We start from the raw sequence: 20,594 nt of genomic DNA on the forward strand, positions 1-20,594 counted from the left end.
AACGATCAGAGCTCCCAGTCGAACCGATCCCTCCGAGGCAAGCCATCGACAAGCCGATACGTCGCGTCACCGCTTTGTTTGCAGAAAAAAAGCGGGCGCCCGATGAGAGCGCCCGTGGATCAAAGAAGGCCGGCTTCGGCAAAAGAGTAGGGATCGCCTTTGCCAACGATGACATGGTCAAGGATGCGAACGTCTACCAGTTCTAGTGCTGCACGCAGCCGGTCGGTGATTATTCGGTCGGCTTCACTGCGGGAGGTGCATCCAGAAGGGTGGTTGTGAGCGAGGATTACGGCAGCAGCATTCAACTCGATTGCACGCTTGACGATGGTGCGTGGATAGATCACCGCTTGATCGATGGAGCCTTGGGCAAGTGCCTCGAAGGCGATGACGCGGTGCTTGGTGTCAAGGAACACGGCTGCGAAGACTTCATGAGTCTCGCTGCTCAGCTTGAGCCGAAGGAAATCGAACACTGCCTTTGGGCTGTCGATGCAGGCGCCGCGTTGGAAAAGCCGATGCTCCACCAGAGCAATGGCTTGGTGGATGAAACGTCGCTCTGGGTCGGAGAAGACAGTCGAGCTGGTGGAATGGGTTGGATCGAGGCGGGCAAATTGCGTGGACATGGATCCTCCGATGGATGAAGGAGGTTCGCGGCCCCACAGGGGACGGAATCCCCCGAGGGTTGATGATCATGGGCATCCGCCGGCACGGTAGTGCCGGCCGTTCGCGGTGGGTGGATGCGATGCGGACTGGAGCGATCAGCGTGGATGGACCACGCCGCAGCCTTGAAGATCGGGCTGCCTGGGCAAGCCGATGGAGAACCATCGACTGCCTGCGTATGCGAATGATGACTTCTCCCCGTGGCGGGTTCCATCAGAAACCCGCTACGCCTCGGCATGTATTGATTCGCTCGACGAATCGCGATGTTCAGAGCTGTTGCCGAAATCTCTTTTTTTGCGTGGATTCCATATGCTTCCGTTCATTGCGATTTTGGCGGCCGCTAAAGACGTGCCACGAATTCATCGATCCAGCTGCGTACCATTTCCGAGTAGGGTGCAGTGGGATGTGCCATCTGGCGTATCTCACCGAATATCCTGTCCTGCAGTAACTGCAGGCGCTGTGGAATGTCCTGTGTCGGTAACACCGTGAGTGCAGTTGCCAAAGGTTCTGTCTTCAACTCTTCAATGATGTTGCCCAGTTCTATGGCCAGGTTGCCCATGAACTCCAGTTGGCGCAGCACCCTGGTGCGATCCTGGACCAGACCCAGCCGGTTGAGTCCGTAAATCTGGATGGAGGTGGCACCGCGTACGCTTGGATGCCCTGGACGACCTGCCAATACGAGGCCCAGCGGTGACTTGCGATCAATATGGAAATGCAGATGGTCCCTAGGTTCGTCTTGGGTCGGATCCAAGAGGAGTGGCATTTCGGTTCCTGGAAAATCCTTCTCTGATTGGGCGTGTTTGCTTCCCGTCAACAGCGGAAAGCTGTCCTTCTTCCCGGACTGGGTCCAGGCCATGGGGGTGCTGCCGAGCCCCCCGTTGGCATACAACTGCGCCAAGCTCGTCGAGCCGGAAACGATGCGCTGCTTGCGTCTACGATTGCAATCGATGCAGCTCGGAAGCAAGTTTTCCCAGCTCATCCCCAGCCACCAGTAGCCGGGATGTTTAGGATCCTCGCTAACCGCGCCTTTGGGCCGGTAATGCTCGATGTCCACAGGGGCTGATGCCGGGTAGAAGGTTTCGCAGTAGGCGCACTTCCCGTGGAAGAGCAATGCGAGCTGTTTCTTGACCTCCTCATGCTTGTAGACGGCGAACTTGAAGGTCCCTTTTTTGGAAGATGTATTGGTCTGATGGTCTCGCGCCCGGTCTTTCTCGGTCTTTCCTTTAGTGTCTTTGGCGGTCAGGCAAGCTGGTGCACTGACTGTGCCCCTGTCCACTTTGCGCATCACTGCATTCCCTGTAGTGCCTGCACGATGCGTGCTTTGACGCGCTCTCTCAACCGAGCCCCTTGCTCCTTCGGAATGCTGGACCGTTGCTGCAAGTACTCGGCGACTGCCTCTTGCACGATGCGCTGGGCCTCGGAGGTTCCAATCGGCATGGCCGAAGCGATGTCCCTGTTGAATTCATCGACAGCCTTGCGCTGTTCGTCCGTCAAGCCGTTGGGTGCCATGGCGAGTAGATCGGCAATATGCGCGAGCTGGCTTTCCATCTGAGGATCGTCAGTGGAATGGAGTTGGAAGAGATCGGAGGTCAGCAGCTGTTCCACCCGGAGTTCGGAAATGGAAGGGAGTTGGGTCTGTGCCTCGACGCGCATAGACAGCCCCGCGCCTGTCAATCCGTGTTCCAAGGTGGCCCGTCGCAGTACGACCACTTCGCCATCATTCATGCCGCGAAGGCACAGCGGATCATGGGTGGTTGCGATGAACGTCACGTTGGGCAGTGCCCTTCGGAGCCCGCGCATGATGTTCATTTTCCATCGCGGATGCAGGTGGGCTTCGACCTCGTCGATTAGTACCACGCCTGTCGCTGACTTTAGGCTGTCGAAATCCTTATGAATCTTGGAATTCATGAGTCCGCGCATCACGTCGCATGCCATCGCCAGAACGGAACGGAATCCCGAAGAAGCCACGTTGAGGGGACTTTGGACCAGTGGTTCGCCATCGACAGTGGTGTCGGTTACGACGAAGCATTGCCTTTGTTCCTGGTCGCGGCGGATGACGTCAAAGTCCCCTTCGATCGAAAGTATGTCGCGCAGCGCTCTGACCACCATTGCGAACCGCTCCTTGCTCAGCTCCAGAAGCCATTGTTCCGGATTGGGAAGCACACTGGCATCGAAGAGATTGCGAATGAATGCGGCGGGTGAGCTTTTACGACTCTGCCGGTGCTGGTACTGCCGGAATGCGCCATACGCGAAGACGGGAACGGCATCTTGAGTTCCAGGCGCCTGATCGACCATCCTCTCGTGCTGAATGCGCAGTGTTCGAGTGGAGTCGTCCGAAAGGCGAATGGTCACCTTCGCGCAATTGATCGCTGGTGAGTCCTGAGCGCCGAGCAGGTCGGGTGAAAGAACAAAGTTGCGCGCCGTCAGCCCGAGTGCGTTGCGTGCAGCAGGTGTTGCCAGTGTCAGTGCAATGGCTTCCAGGATGGAACTCTTTCCGGCAGCGTTCTCGCCCAGAATCAGGGCTGACGGGCTGCGTGGGGTGTCTCGGTGCGAGCGAGCATCTTCCGGATCTTGAAGCTTGAAGTGGATGCCTTCGATGGCTTTGAAGTTCTCGATGCTGATTTCAGAAATCGTCGCTTTGCTGGATCGGTGCCAGCTCTCCGGGGTATCCGTTGGATTCGGCGGCTCCTCTTCGCTGAGTTCAGACCAGCAGCGGGTAAGGCGATCGTATACATCGCGAGTGCCCTTGAGCTGGCGAAACACGCGTTCAATACGGCTCATCGCCAAAACTGGGCGGGTACCCCTTCTCGCGCCGAGTGCGGCCGCCAGTCGGCGCAATAGTAAGTACCAAGTTCCTCCGAACTCCAGCTTCTGGAAATCGAAAACGTGGCTTGGCATGTCACCGTAAGGCGATGAGAGCTGTTCCCGGAGTTCTTCGAAGTATCGAGTGTGCTGAAGGCGCCTTTGTTCGACAAGTTCCGGCGAATTCAGGTGAAAGTGTTCGATTGTGAAGGTCCCTCGTCGCGTGAGGCCCCAGAGCGCACCATCCTTTCCTACCCAAAGGTGGATATGGAAATTTCGATCCGTGCAGGGATCTAGGAGCAACGGCTTCTCCCTGGGAGGGTAGTCCGTCGCGGGCCACAGCCCATAGTTGTTGCCAGCGAACTGGTCAAACAATGCTAGGCGCGGAATCTCTGCCCGCTTGCCAAGCACCGGGAAGTAGTTTGCTTCCCTGGGCCTGCACGATGAGCAGATGGCGTAGAAGTTCTGCCAAGCCAAGGCCAGCCAACTGTAGTACAGGTGAGCCTGCTCGCTGCGCTCGTAGGGGAGCGCTTCCTCGGGAGGTCTGAAGTGATATGGCGTTGTCTCGCGCTCCGCTTCGCAGAATGCACAGCGACCGTGGAAAAGTCTTGCGAGCGCGATCTTGAGGCTGGGGTGTTCAAAGTTCAATTCAGAGCGATAGATCTTCGACTGACTGCGCTTTTCCTCGGTGTCTGCCATGAATCTGGCGAGCGTCTCGCGCTGCAGTGTGGCCGCACTTCCCCTCAGTACTTCGGGTGGTGGCTCTGTCTCTCTTTCGATGTGCTGCATGTTTCCTCCTCCGTGTGCTTTTCTTTTGCGTCCATTTGGTGCGGATGGTGCCAGCGCGATTGCAATGCGATATGCGGAGATGCTCCAAGCCCGAGGCGTTACTAAATCCTTGGTGAGATCTTCAACTGGGCCAAAGGCTTTGGCGCGACATCCTGCATCGACGGTCTGTGCCCGGCACCGAGCGTGCCCAACACTTGCAGTTCGTTCAGATAGTCCTTTGCAAGTTGGCGCTCATCGGCTTCATAGGAGGCGATCGTGTCCACGACGGTGTGCCACACACCGCTCTGCAGTGCAGGGCCGATGGCTTCGCTGGCGGGCTGGAGCGTGCCAAGCAGTGTTGTCAATCGTGCTTCCTGGTGTCGCCGCCATCCTTCTGCGTGTTGGGCTCCAGATGGGTGGAAGCTGTCGATCAATCGGTCTGCGGCCATGGCGCCAGCGTTTCCGAGCGCCTCGATGGTGTCGCTGGGCATGTCCAGATTCAGCCCGCCTTCGCCGCCCCGTTGGCTGATCTGGACAATGCGTTCGCGAAACCCCGGATAGGGAAACATGATCTCGTCGCGCCAGCTTTGCATGGTGTTGACGATGCTGCTGAAGAAGCCGATCAGCCCGCTCAGTGGCGCGGTGTCGTCGGCAGGCTGCCAGTAGCGCTGCATTCCCCCACGCCGGTCTTCTGGCAGATAGACGCGGCCACTGGCGTTGTCCGCCGCCTCTGGGGTGCTGATCCGGTGGTCCGGATGCTCCGCTTTCAGATTGACTGCGAAAGTGGGGTGACCCGGCAGTAGCGAGTCGAACATGTGCAGTGGCATGTTGCTGCCGATACCACCGTCGGAGAACCAGACACGCTTGGCCAGAAGCTGGCGGCCTTCTCGTTTGCGCTGCGCATTGTCCTTGAGGCTCCAGTCGATCGCATGCAGTGGCACCGCAGACAGAAGGAGTGGGAAGCTCAGGCTCATTCGGACCGCTACCACCACCGGCAAGCCGGCATTCCTTGGCAGAGGGCGCAGCGTCGTGCCGCTGGCGCTCTGCACCTCCAGCGATTTCGCTTGGCTATCTTCTTCGTTTTCGCTGCTGTGGGAATGGGCCTGGTTCAAGGCATCCATCACCGACTTCGGAAACAGCAGACTCCATTCTTCGGGGTCGTAGTAGAACGGTGGAGTACCGTCCCGAAACGGAATGGAGTAGACCATCTGCTGGGAAATCGCAGTGGTCATGACTTCCAGATTGATGGCTCGCGGCTGGGTGGGGTCGGCATGTCCCCACAGCTGTCCGAAGGTGAGCGGGGGGGCATCAGGGGACAGGCCTGCCAGCGCATTGAGGTAGTTCGTCAGCCAGTTGGTCAAACCTTCTTGATGATTTGTCGAGGCGGCATCATCAGGCGTTCGGCCACTGCATAGACCGTAGTGATTGCCGTGCAGTCCTCGCAAGAGACTACGCGCGAAAAATCCGACAATCGCGGCGCAGACGGCGGCTTGGTACAGCAATGTCACCGCAATCGTTCCCACCGTGTATGCACCCAGGCGAAGGGCCGAGCCGTGTGCTGTTGCTAACGCCAGCGCCGTAAACACCAGAAGCGGAAGTGCTGCAGCCCAGAGTAAGGCACGCACTGTCTTTCCCCGGACAAAACTGCGGACTGACAGCGCAGTCATTCCGGTGATGAGCAGCACCAGCCCAAGGGAAGCCGCAACGCGCTTCCACTCGTCGACTATGGGGAGGAGTGCGTCAATGAACGGGTACAGCAGCAGGCTACCCAACAGGATTCCGATTACCACGGAGGTCTTGTACATGCGGATGAGACCGCCAAGAACCGCCTGCACAGCTTCACGCGGATCTTTGTTCAACATACCCACCAGCACGGCGAAATGTCGTCGAACGCTTGCAGCGGGTTGGAAGAGGGTGAAGAGCTTGGAGCGACGATCGGCTGTGATCTTCTCGCTCAGCAGTTCGGGCAGTTTCGTCAGCGTGTCGAAGGCTTGGGGATTGCCATGGTGCACGCCGTACTGGGCAGCTGCGCATGCGCTTGCAGCGATGGCACCTGCGGAAGTGCCGCCGATATTTTTGAACTGGTATTTCGATGCAAGCCGGGCAATCAGCTTTGGATAGATCACCCCGCTGGTGATGCCGCCTTTCATCACAAGGTCGCAGTACTCCACCATGACGCTCCCCCCATGTGTGTTGTGCCAGTCCGTATACCAAGGCTCGCCGAATCCGGCTTCGCTTTGCGAGGCACTACTTTTGACCAATAGTGTTGCACCCTGTAGTGCTTTGCCAGATCGAGACTAACCCTGCTGCAGGCAGCTAAGGGGAGAATGATCGGCACACTCGATCCCCCATATGGCGCAGCATTGAAAGGCTCTCTTACAGACGTCAATGGAGGATAGCTTGACCGAGCACGGTAGTGAGCGTGTTGCTTGTCACGCACCTCAAATGTCTACTTCACGGCGCGCGTCAGCAGGTCCAAGGCTGAAAGCAGCGCATCGCCTTCGATCGGCCCTGCCAACTCGACCACCTTGCTCGTACGGCGATCCTGCAACTGCAGCGAAGGGGTTCCGCTCACGCCTGCGCGCAGCGCTTCCTCGGCCTGCCGCTGCACAACCCCCTGCGGTCGCGGACTGTCCAAGCACGCCTTCAGCGCGGTCGTCATGCCAGGATATGCCGCGCCAGCCTGCAGACCCTGGCCGTCACCCTGCGTGTGTCCATAAATCCACTCCACGGCGTTCCAGAAGCCCGCCTGTCCTCCGACCTCACCCGCGCACTCGGCGAGCCGCGCCTCATTCCCGGCGGCGGGTTCGTGCATGGGAAGAGGCAGGTGGTGCCACTGCAGGTTCACATCCGGGTTCGCATCGATCCACCGCTTGAGTTGCGGAAAATACCCCTGGCAATACGGGCACTCCAGGTCCGCATACAGCGTGACCGTGAAGCGCGCATCGGCCCGCCCATGGATCCACGGCGGTCCCGGGGGCCGCGGTGGTGCTTGGGTCGCGGTGGCCGCAGGCTTCGCGCCCTGCCTGGGATCCAGCGGCCAGACCGCCAGCGCGATCGCCGCCACCACCAGCACCACGGCCAGGACCGTCGGCCATTCCAGGCGCACAAGGAGGGCGCGCAAACGGGCGAAACGCTGCATGTCCGTTCTCCGTTTCAACCCAGTGCATCGAGCGACAACGGCTCGATCCCGCGCGCCCGGTCGATCTTCTCGGCCACGTGCAACGCGGCATCCAGTTCGCTGATGCCGTGCTGCTGCATCAGCGCGAAGCGCTCGGCCTTCTCCTCCGGTTCGGTCATCGCCAGCGCCAGATAGAGGCTGGGCGGCACCGCGCGGAACAGCAGCTCCATCGACTTCGACAACACCACGCCCTCGGTGAACTTGCCGGCCTCCTTGCGTGCCGACAGCATCAGCGCCTTCTGCGCCGCGTTGAGCTCGCGAAACCGCGCGATCTTCTCGACCTCGTCCGGCGGCATGGACAGGCAGATCCACCACTCGATCATGTTGAGCATCGGTTCCGCGGCCCGCGGCAGATCGTCCAGGTTCTGCGTCGCCAGCCAGTACCAGGCGCCGAGCTTGCGCCACATCTTGGTGATCTTGACCACGTAGGGCGCCAGCAGCGGATTCTTCGTGATGATGTGCCCCTCGTCGGTCACGTTGATGATCGGCCGGCCCAGGAACTGGTCGCGCTCGGCGATGTTGTTGACGGTGTTGATCAGCGAAATGTAGGCGATCGACAGCTGCGCGTTGTAGCCCTCGCGCGCGAACGTCGCCAGATCCACGATGGTGATGTCGGCCTCGGGCCAGGGCGTGCCGGGGCGGTCGAACATTTCCCCATCCACGCCCTGGCAGAACATGTCCATCGCATCGGCCATCTCCAGCAGCCGCGTGCGCCGGCTTTCCGGCAAGGTGGTGTCCTCTCCACGCGCGCGCAGCGCATCGCGCACGTCGCGGGTCAGCACCGTGCGCCCGTCGCCGGCGCACCGCTGCGCAGCATCCAGGATGCACTGGCGGATCAGGCTGCGGTCGGCACGCGTCATGCGCGCCTCCTCCTTGTCCTCGCCGCCGGTGATCATCAGGCGGGCGGTGATCTCCAGCTCCCCCAGCACGTCGCGTTGTTCGTCGTGATCGGGGGCGGGGCCGCCGGGCTCCCGGTCCTCGTCCAGTGCATCGGCATCCAGGGTCTGGACCTGGCTCGGCGTCTCCACGAGGCGCCGCGCATCGGCGAAAGGTGCGAGGCTCACCCCGGCGCCGGGAGCGAGCTTGACCCGGTGCATGCTCAGCCCGAGCCGCTTGGCGAAGTCGCCGAACAGGCCGAAGCTGTTGCCCGCTTCCACGACGAAGAGCCGCGGCCGGTAGATCGCCATCACCTGGTTGAGCAGGTTGTTGAGCGTGGCGCTCTTGCCCGAGCCCGTAGGCCCGAACAGGAACAGATGGGCGTTCATCTGCCGATCCAGGCGGTTGAGCGGATCGAAGGTGACGGTGCCCCCACCGCGGTTGAAGAGCGTGACGCCCGGATGCCCCGTGCCCTGGCTGCGTCCCCACACGGGGGCCAGGTTCGCCGCGTGCTGCACGAACATCAGCTGCGTGTACCACTGGCGCGTGTCCTTGGCCGGATCGAACACACACGGCAGCCACCGCAGGTAGGTGTTGAGCGGCGCCACCTCGTCGTCCTCGCGCACCGGCTGCAGGCCGGCGCCGAGCATCACGTTGGCCAACTGCACCCCGCGCTCATCCAGCTGCGCCAGGTCGCGTCCGCGCAAATAGAAGGCGAGGGCGCCGCGGTAGAGCTTGTGGGCGCTGCCGATCAGCCCGCGGGCCTCCTGCACGTCGCGCCGCGTTTGCTCGGAGGCCAGCGTCTCGCCCACCGCCTTGCGTGCCAGGTGGTTGAGGTGGGATTCGAGCACGTCCTGCGGCGTGGCGACCAGCGTCATGCACATCACCGTGTCCTCCGGCATCTGGTCGAAAAGCGCATTGACCGCATCGCCGCCCTTGCGCGTCTCGCCGGTCAGGTGGCCCGTGCCCGGTGCGGTGCGCAGCCTATCCATCACCACCGCGCGGTGCGGCATGCCGTCGAACCACCAGAGCCCGTTGGCGACGTCGGAGCGCGGCGCGCCGAAGAAAAGGCGCTGCGCGAAGTCGGTGCCGCTGGCCAGTTCGATCTCGCCTTCCTCGCTTTCTTCGTCTGCCGGATAGCGCGTGAGTTCGTAGAAGCGCTCCCGGTCCTGGGCCGTGTCGCCCAGCAGCGCGGGGCAGGGGTTGAACCAGCGCAGCAGCCAGGCGTGGATGTCGGCCGCGCCCAGGCGCTGTGCGCGCACGCCCGCGTTGGACAGGCCGCCCTGCAGCCGGTCGCACACCGTCGCCAGTGCCTGCTCCGGGGACGGGCCGCGGCGCTGGGCACTGGTGCCCGGAACACGGCGGTGCACCACCATGCGCACGCGGCGTGCCTGGCCGCGCCAGGGCAGGCGCGTCACCGCCGTGTCCTCGAACAGGCCGCCCGGTTTTGCCACCGCCCGCAGGTGGTGGGCAAGAAAGCGCTGGTAGAACGCGGTGAACGCCGTGCCCCGTGCCCGCGGCTGCAGGTAGGCGTCCAGGTCGCGCAGATAGCCCTCCCAGTCGGCTTCGTCCTGGGCATAGAGCTGCACCACCCACGGGTGATCGTCCAGCTCGTCGAACGCATCCTGCAGCGCGTTCTCCAGCGCATCGCGCGCCTGCCACAGCCAGTGCATCTCACGCCCCTCGGTGCCGATCGGCGTCAGCTCGAAGAAGGCTGCCACGGAGACCCCGTCGTCCAGCAGCACGCTGCGCGATGCGGGCAGGTACTCCACCCACGGCAGCAGGTCCGCGAACGAGGGGGCCACGCCGTAGAGCGCGCGCTCGTCGGCGAGCGTGGCGCGCGGCCGGCCCGGATCGCGCGCGGGGGCGCCGGGCTCGGGTATGCCGTGTGCCGCCAATTCGGCAACGTGCCGCTCCCAGACATCCGGCCCCTCGACATCGCTTCCCGCGGGATCATTGCGGGCCTCGGCCCCGGCCCCGGCGTCCCGGTGGGTCCACGGCCAGCGCGGTCGCCGCACCATCAGTAGTCCTCCACGCGCTCGCCCGGCATGGCGTACTGGATGCGCTGGTACAAGGGGAACACGGTGCTGTAGCCGGGCACGGGCACCGGATCGGTGCCCGCCAGGTGCGGGAAGACGTACATCACCAGGTCCGGATTGGGCAGCCGGTGGAACTGCCGGTAGATCTCGTTTTGCGCGGTGCGGGTGTACGCCATGTTCTCGGCCGGCATGGCCTGCCGGTCGGCCTCGGTGAGCGGGCGGCGCAGCACCTGGCGCGCATCCAGCAGCTGCCGCGCGGCCGGGCCGTTGGCGCGCCCGCCGCCGCCCGTCTCCTGGTCCCAGACATCCCGCATGGTGCGATCGCCGTGGGAAAGCAACGCTTCCTTGTGGGTGGCGCATCCGGTGAGCAATGCCAGGACGAGGGTGAACAGCGCTCCCCCGGCTGCCGTGGGCTTAGTCCAGGTCCATCGCATGCGCGCCTCCGAGGGTGTGGTTGACCTTGCGGCCCTGCGCGTCGTAGTCGATCTGCAAGGGTTGTTCGAGGTGGATGGCGACCTGGGCGCCGGGCGGCACATAGACGGCGGCAAACGCCTGGCCGTAGAGCTTGTTCACCCACTGGGACATCTCCTGGATGCCACCGGCCAGGATGCGGCCCATGGCTTCGTTGCCGGAGATGCCCACCGTGCCCAGCGCGCCGTTGCCGTTGCTGACGACGGCCACGTTGCCGCTGTCGCTCTTGATCAGCGAGGCGGCGCCGGCGCCGGCGGCGGTGATGAGGGCCTGCGAGCCGAGATACTGCTGCGCGTTGCTGCGGCGCTCGCCGCTCACGCAGGGGATGCCATGCGGATCGCTGATCCAGCCCAGGCCGCCCAGGATGGGGCCGTGGCCATCGGCGGCGTTGCCCGTGCCCGCGTTGGCTTGGGTGCCACCCCCCTGGCCCTTGTCCTCGGGCACCGTCCGGATCGTGCCGTCGCGAAACACGAAGGTCACCGAGCGGATCTGGCCGCGCACGCACGACAGCGTCCAGTCGCCCGATGCGGTGCCGCTGACCACGGCGCCCGCCACCTCCGGCAGGTCGATGCCGTTGGCCGTCAGGTTGTCCGGGCCGACCAGCACCTTGAACGGGTAGGGATCGTTGACGGTGCCATCCACCGGCACGCGTCCGATCAGGGCCGTCATCGCGACCGAGCCCATGAGCGTCGCGTTGGTGGGCACCGTGTAGACGGCCTTTGCAGAGGCCTTGGTCGTCCCGCCGGCGTCTGCCATGGGCGCTGGCGAAGAGGGGGCCGACGCGCCGCCGGCGGGATCGGCGGCGCCGAAGCGCATCGGAAACCGGTCCGCCTTGCCAGCGGCCGTCGCCGGACCCTTGGCGCCTTCCGGCCGCGCATCATCGGGTTCGATCCAGCGCACCCCCTGCGTGCCGGCCGCCGTGCCGAATCCCTTGCCGTCGCCATCCTCCAGGCCCAGGCCGACCGGCAAGTCTGCATTGCCGTTCTTGCCGCCCATCTGGTCGAGCTTGTGCTGCAGGTCCTGCAGCAGCCCCTGGGTCTGCTGCTTGTCACCGGCCACCTGGTCGCGCTCTTGCTGCAGGCGGCTGCGCTCGCTGTCGAGCGCGGCCTGGATGCGCTGGTCGATGGCGCTCTCGCGCTGGCGCAGGCGCTCGTTCTCGGCGCGCTGGTTCTTGTTGTCGCCCAGCGAGGTCTGCAGTTCGTTGCGCAACTGCTTGACCTGCGCCACGAGCGTGGCGACGGTATCGCGCGGCGTGTCGCCATCGATGCCGAGCGCCTTCATTTCCTCCGGCGTGAGTTGGGCCGCCACCTCGCCCGATGCGGCGCGATCGGGCTTGCGCCCAGAAAACACCTGCATCCCCACGAACACCAGCAGCGCGGCCATCGGGATCATCAGCCACTTGAGCAGGCCATTACTTTGCATGGGGAGCTCCCGGGGATGGCTCTGCATCCGCCTCGCTGCCGGAAGCGCGCGGCAGGTTCTGCGCGGCGTCGATGCGGCTGATGCGCGGCAGCAGCGCATCGGCCAGTCCGCGGCCGCGCGTCACCAGGTACAGCACCGTGGTATCGGTCGGATCGCCCGCCGGTCCCAGGCCCGGGTGCTGGAACGTCGCGGCCACGAAGTCGCCCAGCAAGGTGCGCGGATCGAGGTCGATCCAGCGCGGCGAGGTGTTGGTCAGGCGGACTGCGGTGACCCACTGGTCTTCCATGCGCCAGGCGGCGAGCGGCTGCGCCCGCACGGGCAGGGACGGTGCCAGGGTATCCAGGTCCAGGCCGCGGCGCAGGGTGGCCTGCGTGATCCCGCGCACGGGCTCCACGGTGCGCAGTGGCGCGTACAGGTTCTGCGCGGCGTAGCGGGTGAGCACCACCGCGATGGGGGTTTCGCGTCGGCCGGTGGATGCGGCCTCCGGCGTCGATGGTGCCGTGGCATCTGCCGGCGGTTCGGTATCGGCGGCGCCGCTCGCGTGATCGCGCGCGCCATAGCGGGGACCCGGTGCCTCGCCCTCGACGATGCGCACCGGCTCCAGCGGCGCCTGCCCGTCCTTCGCCGGCTCGGCGGCAATGTCCAGCAGGATCAGCGCGCCGCTGTCGGCATCCTGCAGCTGCAGGCGCGTCGGCTCGATCGCTTCGCTGGCCTTGAGGTAGATCGCACCACCGGCGCTCTGCACACGCAAACGGTCGGCGATCGCGGCCGGCACGCCGACGCGCACGTTGCGGTCGATGAAGAGGACGCGCTCCTCGCCGATGCGCAGCGGCACCGCGAGCGGCAGGCGCTCCCAGCGCAGGATCTGCAGCGCGTGCGCCGCGGGTGTGCCGCCCCACAGGACGCAGGCGCCCAGCGCCAGGGGCAGGACGAAGCGCTTCATGGATGGCCTCCGGACAGCGTGGGGGAAGGGGTGGTGGGCGGGAGCATGGAAGGCGACGTGGAGGGGCCTGTGCTGGGGGCTGGCGCCGAGGCCGCAGGCGAGGGCGGCGCGATGCGCTGCGGCGCGCCGCTGTAGCAGTCCAGCGCCAGTCCGAACGGATTGCGCTCGGGATCGACGTCCAGGCGCACGACTTTCAAGGGATAGCGCACCAGGGCCCGCTTGACCTGTTCGCCGCCGTAGTACTCGTCGGCGCTGACGTCCAGGGTGACCACCCAGTCGCGTTCGGACAGCACCTTGACGCGCGTGGCGGGGTCGTCGCCGTAGCCGCGGCCGGGCAACTCATACAGGCCGCGCACGCGCTGGCGCAGCTCGCCGTTGTTGCGCCGGGTTTCGTAGTCCTGCTGCAGCAGGGCCTGGCAGGCGGGCGTGAGGTAGGCGGACAGGGCGCGCAGGTTGCGCGGGTAGTCGTCCTCGCCATTGGTGGGCCAGCGGTTGATTTGCTGGAAGACGTAGAGGGTGAACGCATACACGCTCTCGGGCGGCACGTCCCACCACTTGCGCGTGCTGCCCGAGCGAAGGTCCGGCGGCACATGGATCGTGAGGTGGCGGGGCGCGTTCCACCAGCCCAGGCCCAGCAGCAGCGCCAACGTGAACAGCGCAGCACCGCCACGCCGCAGGGTGGTGACATGGGCCTGCAGGTGCGCCACTTCGTTCTTGATGCGGCTCATGGCGTGCGGCCCCGCGGCCGGGGGCGCCGAATGCGCGACGTGCGGCGCGTGGACCAACAACCCGTGCGCGTCACCAGGTCGCGGCCACCGAACCGAGCGGCCCAATGGGGATGGCGCAGCGCCAGTTGCCACTGCATCTGCCGGTACAGCCAGGTGTCGGGGCGCCCGCGCTTTTGCCGGCGCAGGAGGCCGCCGCCGATGAACACGCCCGCGGCGATGCCCGCCACGATCATCGTCGGCACCATGGCCACGCTGCGCGTGAGCCAGGCCAGCGGCAGGCCTGCGATCAGCCCGGCCGCGGCGGACAGGCCCGCGCAGATCCAGAGCTCGTCGGCGGTCAGGCCGCGCACGACCACGGGCTGGCGGTTCAGGCGATGCGGCAGGAAAGCCACGAGGCCGTCGCGCGGTGTTTCAGGGAGAGCCATCGGCGCGCAGCCCTACAGGATCGCCGTGGCCTTGGTGAGCAGCCAGATGCCCACCACCAGCAGCATCGCGCCCACGGCCACCGTCAGGCCGAACTGGCCCCAGGTCGCGCGGCCGGTGTGGATTTCCGAATACCGCGTGTAGGCGTGGTAGCAGACGCCGATGAACATCGACGCCACCACCAGCAGGGCCACCAGCAGCACGATGTCGTAGCCGTAGTTCTGCAGGGTTTTGAGGATGCCGCTGCCGGCGCCGCGCGAGGGGTCTTCCATGGTGGGCAGGCCGGAGGCGCGTGCCGGCGGTGCCAGCGGCAGGAGCGTGGCCGCGACAGCGGTGCCCGCCATGCAGGCGGCACGGCGGCGAAGGCGGTTGGGGAGGAGGTTCATGGCAAGTCCTTGGCGGTCATCAGGAAAGCAGGAAAAAACTCAGCACCAGGTACATCGCGAGGAAGCGGGCGATCACGCCCACGAACTGCCTTTGCGAAATCCGGTGCTCGGCCCAGCCGACATAGGCCGTGCGCATGGCCCACACCCCCCACATCAGTAGGACGGCGAAGACGAAGCTCAGCACCACGGTCGAAACGGCCGAAGGGGTGAAGCCGCCGTTCGCCTGGAACGCGGCGATCTGATCGGCACTCGCGGTCATCGCGATCGCTCCTGCTGCGGTGAAGGGTTGGTGCTGTCGCGAGCTTCCTCGCGGGTGTAATGGCCCGCCAGGGACGACGGGTCGCGCGGCTGCGCGCGCTGGGGCGTGAGATAACTGGTAAAGCCCGCCTGCATGCGGCGCACGTCGTCGCGCAGGCGGGCGTAGTCGAAGTGGTATCGGGCCGGTTGCGCAGCCGCCGTGGCGTCCGATGCCAGGGCGATGCGGTCCACCTGGTCGAGCAGGCGCATGGCGCTCGCCAGTTGCTCGCGTTCGATGGCGGGATCGGCATGCGCCGATGCGACGCCGCCACAAAGGAGTGCCACGGCCAGCACGCCGCACAGGGGGAGGGGGACGGGAGCGTCGTGGCTGGCCGTGGCACGCGAGGTCATGTCGGGTCTCCTTGGGCGATGGGGAGACTCGATGCTGCGGCGGGGGCCGCTGGTATGCCGCCAACAATGGGGAAGGGCGCGACACCGCTTTGTCAGCAATTCAGGACGCTCGCGCGGTGGGCCTTGATGTTCAATAGTGATCGGGTGTGCCGGCAACCGTTTGGCGCAAATTTTTGAAAGGGACGACGAATGAATCAGCCGGTGAACCCTGTAGAAAAGCGTTTGGGCAGCTCAAAGCATGGGCAGGCGGATGCGCGGGCATGGGTTGAGGAAGGCGACGGACTGGCCGCGACCGCGCGCTCGATCCGTGCGCGGTGGCTACTTACCAGAAGGAAAATCAAAGCGGGGAAAATCGAACGCTTTCGCCACGATGAAATGGTTGCCCTTACCGGCAATCCCAGGGCATCGGTCCTTCTGATGGGCTACGCGGTAGAGATGTACTTAAAGGCCGGATTGGCCCAGTGGCTCACGCACTGTCCCGAAGCGCTTTTCCTGACCGACATCAGACAGTACAGCCACGACTACAAGCGGCTGGCCGATGACCTGGGGATCGATGCGCAGATCGCACCGCGTGATCTGCTGCAATTTTTGAGCAAGGCAGTCACATTGGAAGCGAGATACCCAGCCAGCCCTCGTGAGGGTGAAACGCCCATCGATGCCACCAATCGGCGAACCAGCGATTTATGGAGCGATGCGAGATTCAAGGCCATCTGCCTGCTCGTAAAAAAGCTACGTATCCACGTGGTTCAAATGAACTCGGATCGCCGCAACCCAAGGTATTCGACGGGATTCGGCCTGGAATCAGGCGGCTACATTGTCATGCGTGTCGGTGGCCACCTTCCGTCGCGGGTGACCGTACGACCACCCGACGGTAAAGCATGGACCAACAAGAAACTCAACGCTGTACTCGAAGCCATTCCATCCATCGCAGTTCAGCAGCGCTGGCGCCAGTGTTCTATCTACCTGCACCACGCAGAAAAAGGCAGCCAACGGGTCAAGTTCAAATCATAGCTTGCAGAACTTGCTTTGATGCTGCACGGGCAAGCGGCGCAAGACGATGCGGTGTGATGTTCGTGGTGGCATGGAGAAGTCGCATGCTGAGCTGTGCAGCGACCATGGTGCTCCCAGCGCGGTCGTTATCGATGAGGTGTTTTCCTTGTACGACTCCCTGGCCGCGTCACGGTCAGGATCTAATCCGAACGTTCAATGAGGCGCCAATCGTCCTGCGGCTTCAATGAATGGAAGTGGGTTTTGCGGCATGGCCTACCCAAGCCCGGTAGCCGCAGCGGCTGGAGCGGGAGCAATCGAGCCTGCGCCCGTTGGAGTGCATCAATAGCGATCCTTTCGTGCATTTCGGACACGTTGCACGCTGGGCACCCAGGTTGATCCAGTCGATGAAAGCGTGCTCTTCCGACAGTGCCGACAGCTCAAGGGCATACTCGCTCGGTGCCTCCCCATTTGCCAGGATCACGACCAGATGTTTGGCCCGGGTGAGGCCGACGTAGAGTAATCGGCGTTCTTCTTCGTTTTCGTTGGCGAGCTTTGGCAAGACCAAGTCCAGCAACGGCTCCGGTGCGCGTTCGTCCGGGAACCCTCGAAAGCCAGAGTCGAATCCGACCAACACCACGAAATCGGCCTCCAGGCCCTTGGACCCATGCAGGCTCATGGCCTGCACATCCAGCTTGCCGTCGTACCTGGATTTCAGTGCCTTGATCGCTTCCTCCGATTCCAGCCCCTGCGGCGCCGTTGTTTCGGCCGTCGTGCGGGTGAGGATCTGCACAGACGGAATCGTGATGCCCAGGGCTCGGCCGGTGTCGATCAGGCTTGCAAGCTGCGTCTCCAGTGCTGGCATCCGATGCTCCGCGCCTGGCTTGTGAAGAACGACACGCACGCACTGGGTCAGCCGGTCCGGCCGGGCATGCACGGGCTTGTCGAACTGGTTGGCATTCTTCAGCACCAGTTCGCGGGCCAGCGTCGCGATCCCGCTGGAACAGCGGAAAGTGCGTGACAGCATCAACTGGCGCTCATGGCGTCCGAAGTGGGCGCCGATGTTCTTGAAGATGCTGACGTCGGATCCGGAGAACCGATTGATGGTCTGCCAGTCATCGCCCACGCAGAACACGATCGACTCGTGGGGGGCCTGGTCAAGGACGGACTTCACAAGGTCTGCCCGCAGACGTGCGATGTCCTGGAACTCGTCCACCAAGAGAAACCGATATGGTGTTTTGACGCGGCCATCGCGTAGCGCAGCCACCGCCTCGCGCAGCATGTCGGCGTAATCGATCTTGCCTGCCTCCCTCAACGCTTTTTGGTAAGCATGGAAGACCGTAAAAGCCACCTTCAAGAACAGGCCTGCGCGCCACGAGTTGGGCTGCTGCTTTGCTTCGTCGAAGACCTGTGCTTCCGTGAGCCCCGAATCCTTGAACCGCAGCACGAAGTCCATGATGAGCTTCTCGCGTTCTTCTATGGGCCCGAAGCTGGCGATCGCTCGCCGGTACACGTCTTGGGAGGGCGGACCCACCAGGATGCCGGCACCCTTGAGCGACTGCTCCAGATGGGCCCACAGCGTGCCATCGCGCAACTGGGCTGAGGTAGTCTCGAAGAAAACGACAGGATTCTTGGTGCGTTGGCTGCTGGCTACTCGCTTCTTGAACATCGCTCTCTTACTGCGGGCTTGCGCTTCGTACTGGGCGCCCCCCATCCATGCAGGTGCTCGCCCATCAGCATCCAATCCGAAATGCTCGTGCATGATACGTACCTCGCGTTGCGTACCATCGTGCAGGCGGTCAGTCCGGCGATAGGTGAAATCTGGCTTGTAGGGGCGCTGCTTCTTCGATGTTTCCGAGACTCCGAGTCCAAGCAGCTTTGCGCCGTCCCAATCAGGCAGTTCATACGAGAATGGAATGCCCCGCAGAACCAGCCAGTTCACGATGCTGCGCTCTTCCAGGGAGCGCACCGGGATCGCCGGGTCCAGGGTCGGAATGGTGGGTACGTAGCTTTCCTTTCCCTCTTCTCTCTTCGCTTTGATGCGCTGCCGGCAGCATTCCTCGTAGCGCCGGGCGCATTCTTCCAGATCGCCGGTCACGCCGAAGGGGCTGGGGTCTTCGAAGGGGGCGAACAAGAGCCAGTCGGCGAGTGCCTGCTGGAAGGCGAGATCCTTGTCCTTCAACCCTGCAATGACGGTGCGCAAGAAACGTCCTTCCTCTCCTGCATCCTCCTTGAGTACGCGCGGCCGGATGCCTTCTCCATTGGCCTCAACCAGCACAGACAGACCAAAAGAATGGAAGGTTCTCGACGCCACTGTCACCTTGCGCCCAATGGCCTTAGAGAGCTTCTGGGACAGCCGCTTTTCCAGGCTTTCGGCAGCCTTCGCGTTGTAGGCCAGTGCGATGATCTCTTGGTCCTTGAACATACCGGATTTGAGCGCGAAGCCGATCTTGCCGACGATGCATGAACTCTTGCCTGAACCTGCCGCGGCAACGACCAGAGTTGCATCTTCAAACACCAGCGCGGCTTTGACCTGCTCTTCGGTCAGCGGGCTGCTTTCGACCTGGTTGAAGTAGTCGGCTTCCAACTGGGCTTGATAGCCAATGTACCGCTCGTTGTGATCCTGGCGGTACGCATCAGGGTCGATAACGGGTTTGGCTAGGCCATCGAATTCTTCTTTCAATGCCCTTGCACGAACCCTGTCGCCGGGTTCCAGCAATGGATGTCTATGCAGCGCATTGAGGTGCGGCGCCATCTTCTGGACCATCACTGAATACTTGTCGGCAATCCGCTCCGCCTGAGAATGTCGAACGTAACGGTCCGATCGATATGCTTCGTCCAGGTCGTACCGAAGAGGGACCAGCTTTTGATGCGCCGAATCCAGCATCTGCACCAGCTTCAGCTGGACACGCTGCAAGATCGACTGCCGTGTGGAAGCCCCTGAGTTGCTGCGCAAGACGAGGGTGAAATCCCGTTGTTGCTGATTTTCTTGATAAGTCAGCAAGAGGTACGAGCGGTCCAACCACCTTGGTAGGAACCACGACGGCGCCTTCTCTTGCACCGAGGTCAGTTGCCAATACCCGATGCATGTTCCGTCGAACGTCACCGTCTGAGCGGAGAGCTCTAGAGCGAGTGGCTTGCGAAAGCAGAACCACACGTCAAGCCATGACTCTTTGACGGTCACGGTTGGCATGGCGACCGTTCCGTTCATCGTTTTTGTGGTTTCCAAACGCATCCCCCCGTGGCCGTAAATTTTAAGCGACGCCTTCCGCTGGTGACGCGTGGCAGGCTCGACAACTGTGATGGCGCTCCACATTTTTGGTGGTGCTTGTTGTCTGAAGTGGGGGCCCATTCCTCTCCATTCGTCTTTCCCTGGTGTACTCATTCGTTGGCACATGCGTGCCTAGAAAAGGATGTGAGTGAGTTCATTCGCTGATTCATTCATTTGATAACAACAAGGGAATTGCTGTGAGGAATTTGATCAAGCTGGTGGTGGCAGCCGCCGTTGCGCTGTGTCCAGTCATCGCGATTGCGGGTGTGCAAGGGGGACAGACTAGTACGATGAGTCTGCAGTCGCCCAACTCCATTGACCTGATGGAAATCTGTGCCAACGTTCCCATTCCCGAAGGCTGGGTGGTGACGTCGATTCGCGCCGGCTGTGGATCCGGCAATGGCTTGTATGAAATACGCAGGGTGGATCCGGCCCGCAGCACGATGAACATGTGCGGCCTGACGGCGGTGCCACGGGGATGGGCGGTGACCTACGTCCAGGGCGGCTGCATCGCTGGTGTTCCCAACTACCAGATCCGGTACGCAGCGCCGAACAGCATCAGTTTCTCCATGTGCAACGTTCCCGCCTCCAGCGTTCCGCCGGGATGGGTCGTCACCTCCGTCGCGAAAGGGTGTGGGCTACCTGGATACGCCTATTGGGAAATTCGCGAGGCCCGCCCTGAACTGGGAACCATGGAGGTTTGCAACGTGGCGCCGGTACCGTCTGGTTGGGTGATCTTGGCGCAAAGAACCGGATGCATCGCGCCCAATGCGTTACTGACGATCAAGTACATGCCGTGATGGCCGTGGAAGTGGAAGGTCCAGGGCAGGGCCTTCCACTTCCATCCGATAGTTGGCGCCTCTGCATTGCAGTGGCACCGCGTGAAGGCTGTAGCAGTTTGTTGCAATGTGGCAGGAGCCTTGGACAACTGGGTCGTCCGCTCAAGCGTTGATGGGGAATTACGCACCCTGTTAACCCTTGTGGATCGATAC

17 protein-coding genes are annotated in these 20,594 nt (G+C 63.2%); 2 read left to right on the top strand and 15 right to left on the bottom strand.

Annotation, left to right across the window (positions count from 1 at the left end; genetic code table 11):
• Window positions 1-119: 119 nt before the first annotated feature.
• From radC to ABQZ00_RS08690, 14 genes are all read right to left on the bottom strand, one after another.
• Complete coding sequence (radC, locus tag ABQZ00_RS08625; protein WP_323537097.1) at window positions 120-620, bottom strand: RadC family protein; 501 nt, start codon at window positions 618-620, stop codon at window positions 120-122.
• A 377-nt stretch (window positions 621-997) separates the two neighbouring features.
• Window positions 998-1,942: an HNH endonuclease family protein gene (locus ABQZ00_RS08630; protein ID WP_323537096.1), complete on the bottom strand. Its 945-nt coding sequence runs from the start codon at window positions 1,940-1,942 to the stop codon at window positions 998-1,000.
• Window positions 1,942-4,248 (bottom strand): AAA family ATPase, encoded by a 2,307-nt coding sequence (locus ABQZ00_RS08635; RefSeq protein WP_323537095.1) that lies wholly within the window; start codon window positions 4,246-4,248, stop codon window positions 1,942-1,944. The genes ABQZ00_RS08630 and ABQZ00_RS08635 overlap by 1 nt, the downstream gene beginning before the upstream one ends.
• 101 nt (window positions 4,249-4,349) lie before the next feature.
• The gene (locus ABQZ00_RS08640; protein WP_323537094.1) at window positions 4,350-6,377 is read right to left on the bottom strand and encodes a patatin-like phospholipase domain-containing protein; all 2,028 of its coding nucleotides are present in this window, start codon (window positions 6,375-6,377) and stop codon (window positions 4,350-4,352) included.
• Between the two features lie 299 nt (window positions 6,378-6,676).
• Window positions 6,677-7,369: a DsbA family protein gene (locus ABQZ00_RS08645; RefSeq protein ID WP_323537093.1), complete on the bottom strand. Its 693-nt coding sequence runs from the start codon at window positions 7,367-7,369 to the stop codon at window positions 6,677-6,679.
• Window positions 7,370-7,383: 14 nt separating this feature from the next.
• Window positions 7,384-10,305: a conjugative transfer ATPase gene (locus ABQZ00_RS08650; RefSeq protein WP_323537092.1), complete on the bottom strand. Its 2,922-nt coding sequence runs from the start codon at window positions 10,303-10,305 to the stop codon at window positions 7,384-7,386.
• Complete coding sequence (locus tag ABQZ00_RS08655; protein WP_323537091.1) at window positions 10,305-10,757, bottom strand: TIGR03751 family conjugal transfer lipoprotein; 453 nt, start codon at window positions 10,755-10,757, stop codon at window positions 10,305-10,307. The genes ABQZ00_RS08650 and ABQZ00_RS08655 overlap by 1 nt, the downstream gene beginning before the upstream one ends.
• Window positions 10,738-12,216 carry a TIGR03752 family integrating conjugative element protein gene (locus ABQZ00_RS08660; RefSeq protein WP_323537090.1) on the bottom strand — a complete coding sequence of 493 codons (1,479 nt, stop codon included), beginning with the start codon at window positions 12,214-12,216 and terminating at the stop codon, window positions 10,738-10,740. Before ABQZ00_RS08660 ends, ABQZ00_RS08655 begins: the two co-directional genes overlap by 20 nt.
• Window positions 12,206-13,159, bottom strand: a complete 954-nt coding sequence (locus ABQZ00_RS08665) for a TIGR03749 family integrating conjugative element protein (RefSeq protein ID WP_323537089.1) — start codon at window positions 13,157-13,159, stop codon at window positions 12,206-12,208. The genes ABQZ00_RS08660 and ABQZ00_RS08665 overlap by 11 nt, the downstream gene beginning before the upstream one ends.
• The gene (locus ABQZ00_RS08670; protein ID WP_323537088.1) at window positions 13,156-13,887 is read right to left on the bottom strand and encodes a PFL_4703 family integrating conjugative element protein; all 732 of its coding nucleotides are present in this window, start codon (window positions 13,885-13,887) and stop codon (window positions 13,156-13,158) included. Before ABQZ00_RS08670 ends, ABQZ00_RS08665 begins: the two co-directional genes overlap by 4 nt.
• Window positions 13,884-14,312, bottom strand: coding sequence for a TIGR03750 family conjugal transfer protein (locus ABQZ00_RS08675; RefSeq protein ID WP_284413454.1), 429 nt, complete (start codon window positions 14,310-14,312; stop codon window positions 13,884-13,886). Before ABQZ00_RS08675 ends, ABQZ00_RS08670 begins: the two co-directional genes overlap by 4 nt.
• A 12-nt stretch (window positions 14,313-14,324) precedes the next feature.
• Window positions 14,325-14,696: a TIGR03745 family integrating conjugative element membrane protein gene (locus tag ABQZ00_RS08680; RefSeq protein ID WP_502869915.1), complete on the bottom strand. Its 372-nt coding sequence runs from the start codon at window positions 14,694-14,696 to the stop codon at window positions 14,325-14,327.
• A gap of 19 nt (window positions 14,697-14,715) precedes the next feature.
• Window positions 14,716-14,955, bottom strand: coding sequence for a TIGR03758 family integrating conjugative element protein (locus ABQZ00_RS08685; protein WP_323537087.1), 240 nt, complete (start codon window positions 14,953-14,955; stop codon window positions 14,716-14,718).
• Window positions 14,952-15,344 carry an integrative conjugative element protein, RAQPRD family gene (locus ABQZ00_RS08690; protein WP_323537086.1) on the bottom strand — a complete coding sequence of 131 codons (393 nt, stop codon included), beginning with the start codon at window positions 15,342-15,344 and terminating at the stop codon, window positions 14,952-14,954. Before ABQZ00_RS08690 ends, ABQZ00_RS08685 begins: the two co-directional genes overlap by 4 nt.
• Window positions 15,345-15,533: 189 nt before the next feature.
• Here ABQZ00_RS08690 and ABQZ00_RS08695 point away from each other — a divergent pair, with 189 nt between their 5' ends.
• Entirely contained in the window at window positions 15,534-16,355 is an 822-nt protein-coding gene (locus ABQZ00_RS08695; RefSeq protein WP_323537085.1) for a hypothetical protein, read from the top strand.
• A gap of 220 nt (window positions 16,356-16,575) precedes the next feature.
• Here ABQZ00_RS08695 and ABQZ00_RS08700 read toward each other — a convergent pair whose 3' ends face one another.
• Entirely contained in the window at window positions 16,576-19,647 is a 3,072-nt protein-coding gene (locus ABQZ00_RS08700) for a UvrD-helicase domain-containing protein (protein WP_323537084.1), read from the bottom strand.
• A gap of 152 nt (window positions 19,648-19,799) precedes the next feature.
• On the opposite strand from ABQZ00_RS08700, the gene ABQZ00_RS08705 reads away from it, so the two are divergent.
• A complete protein-coding gene (locus ABQZ00_RS08705; RefSeq protein WP_323537083.1) occupies window positions 19,800-20,402 on the top strand; it encodes a hypothetical protein in 603 nt (200 codons plus the stop codon).
• Window positions 20,403-20,594: the final 192 nt, after the last annotated feature.

The sequence above is a fragment of the Xanthomonas sp. WHRI 10204 genome, assembly GCF_040202875.1.
Classification (GTDB): Bacteria; Pseudomonadota; Gammaproteobacteria; order Xanthomonadales; family Xanthomonadaceae; genus Xanthomonas.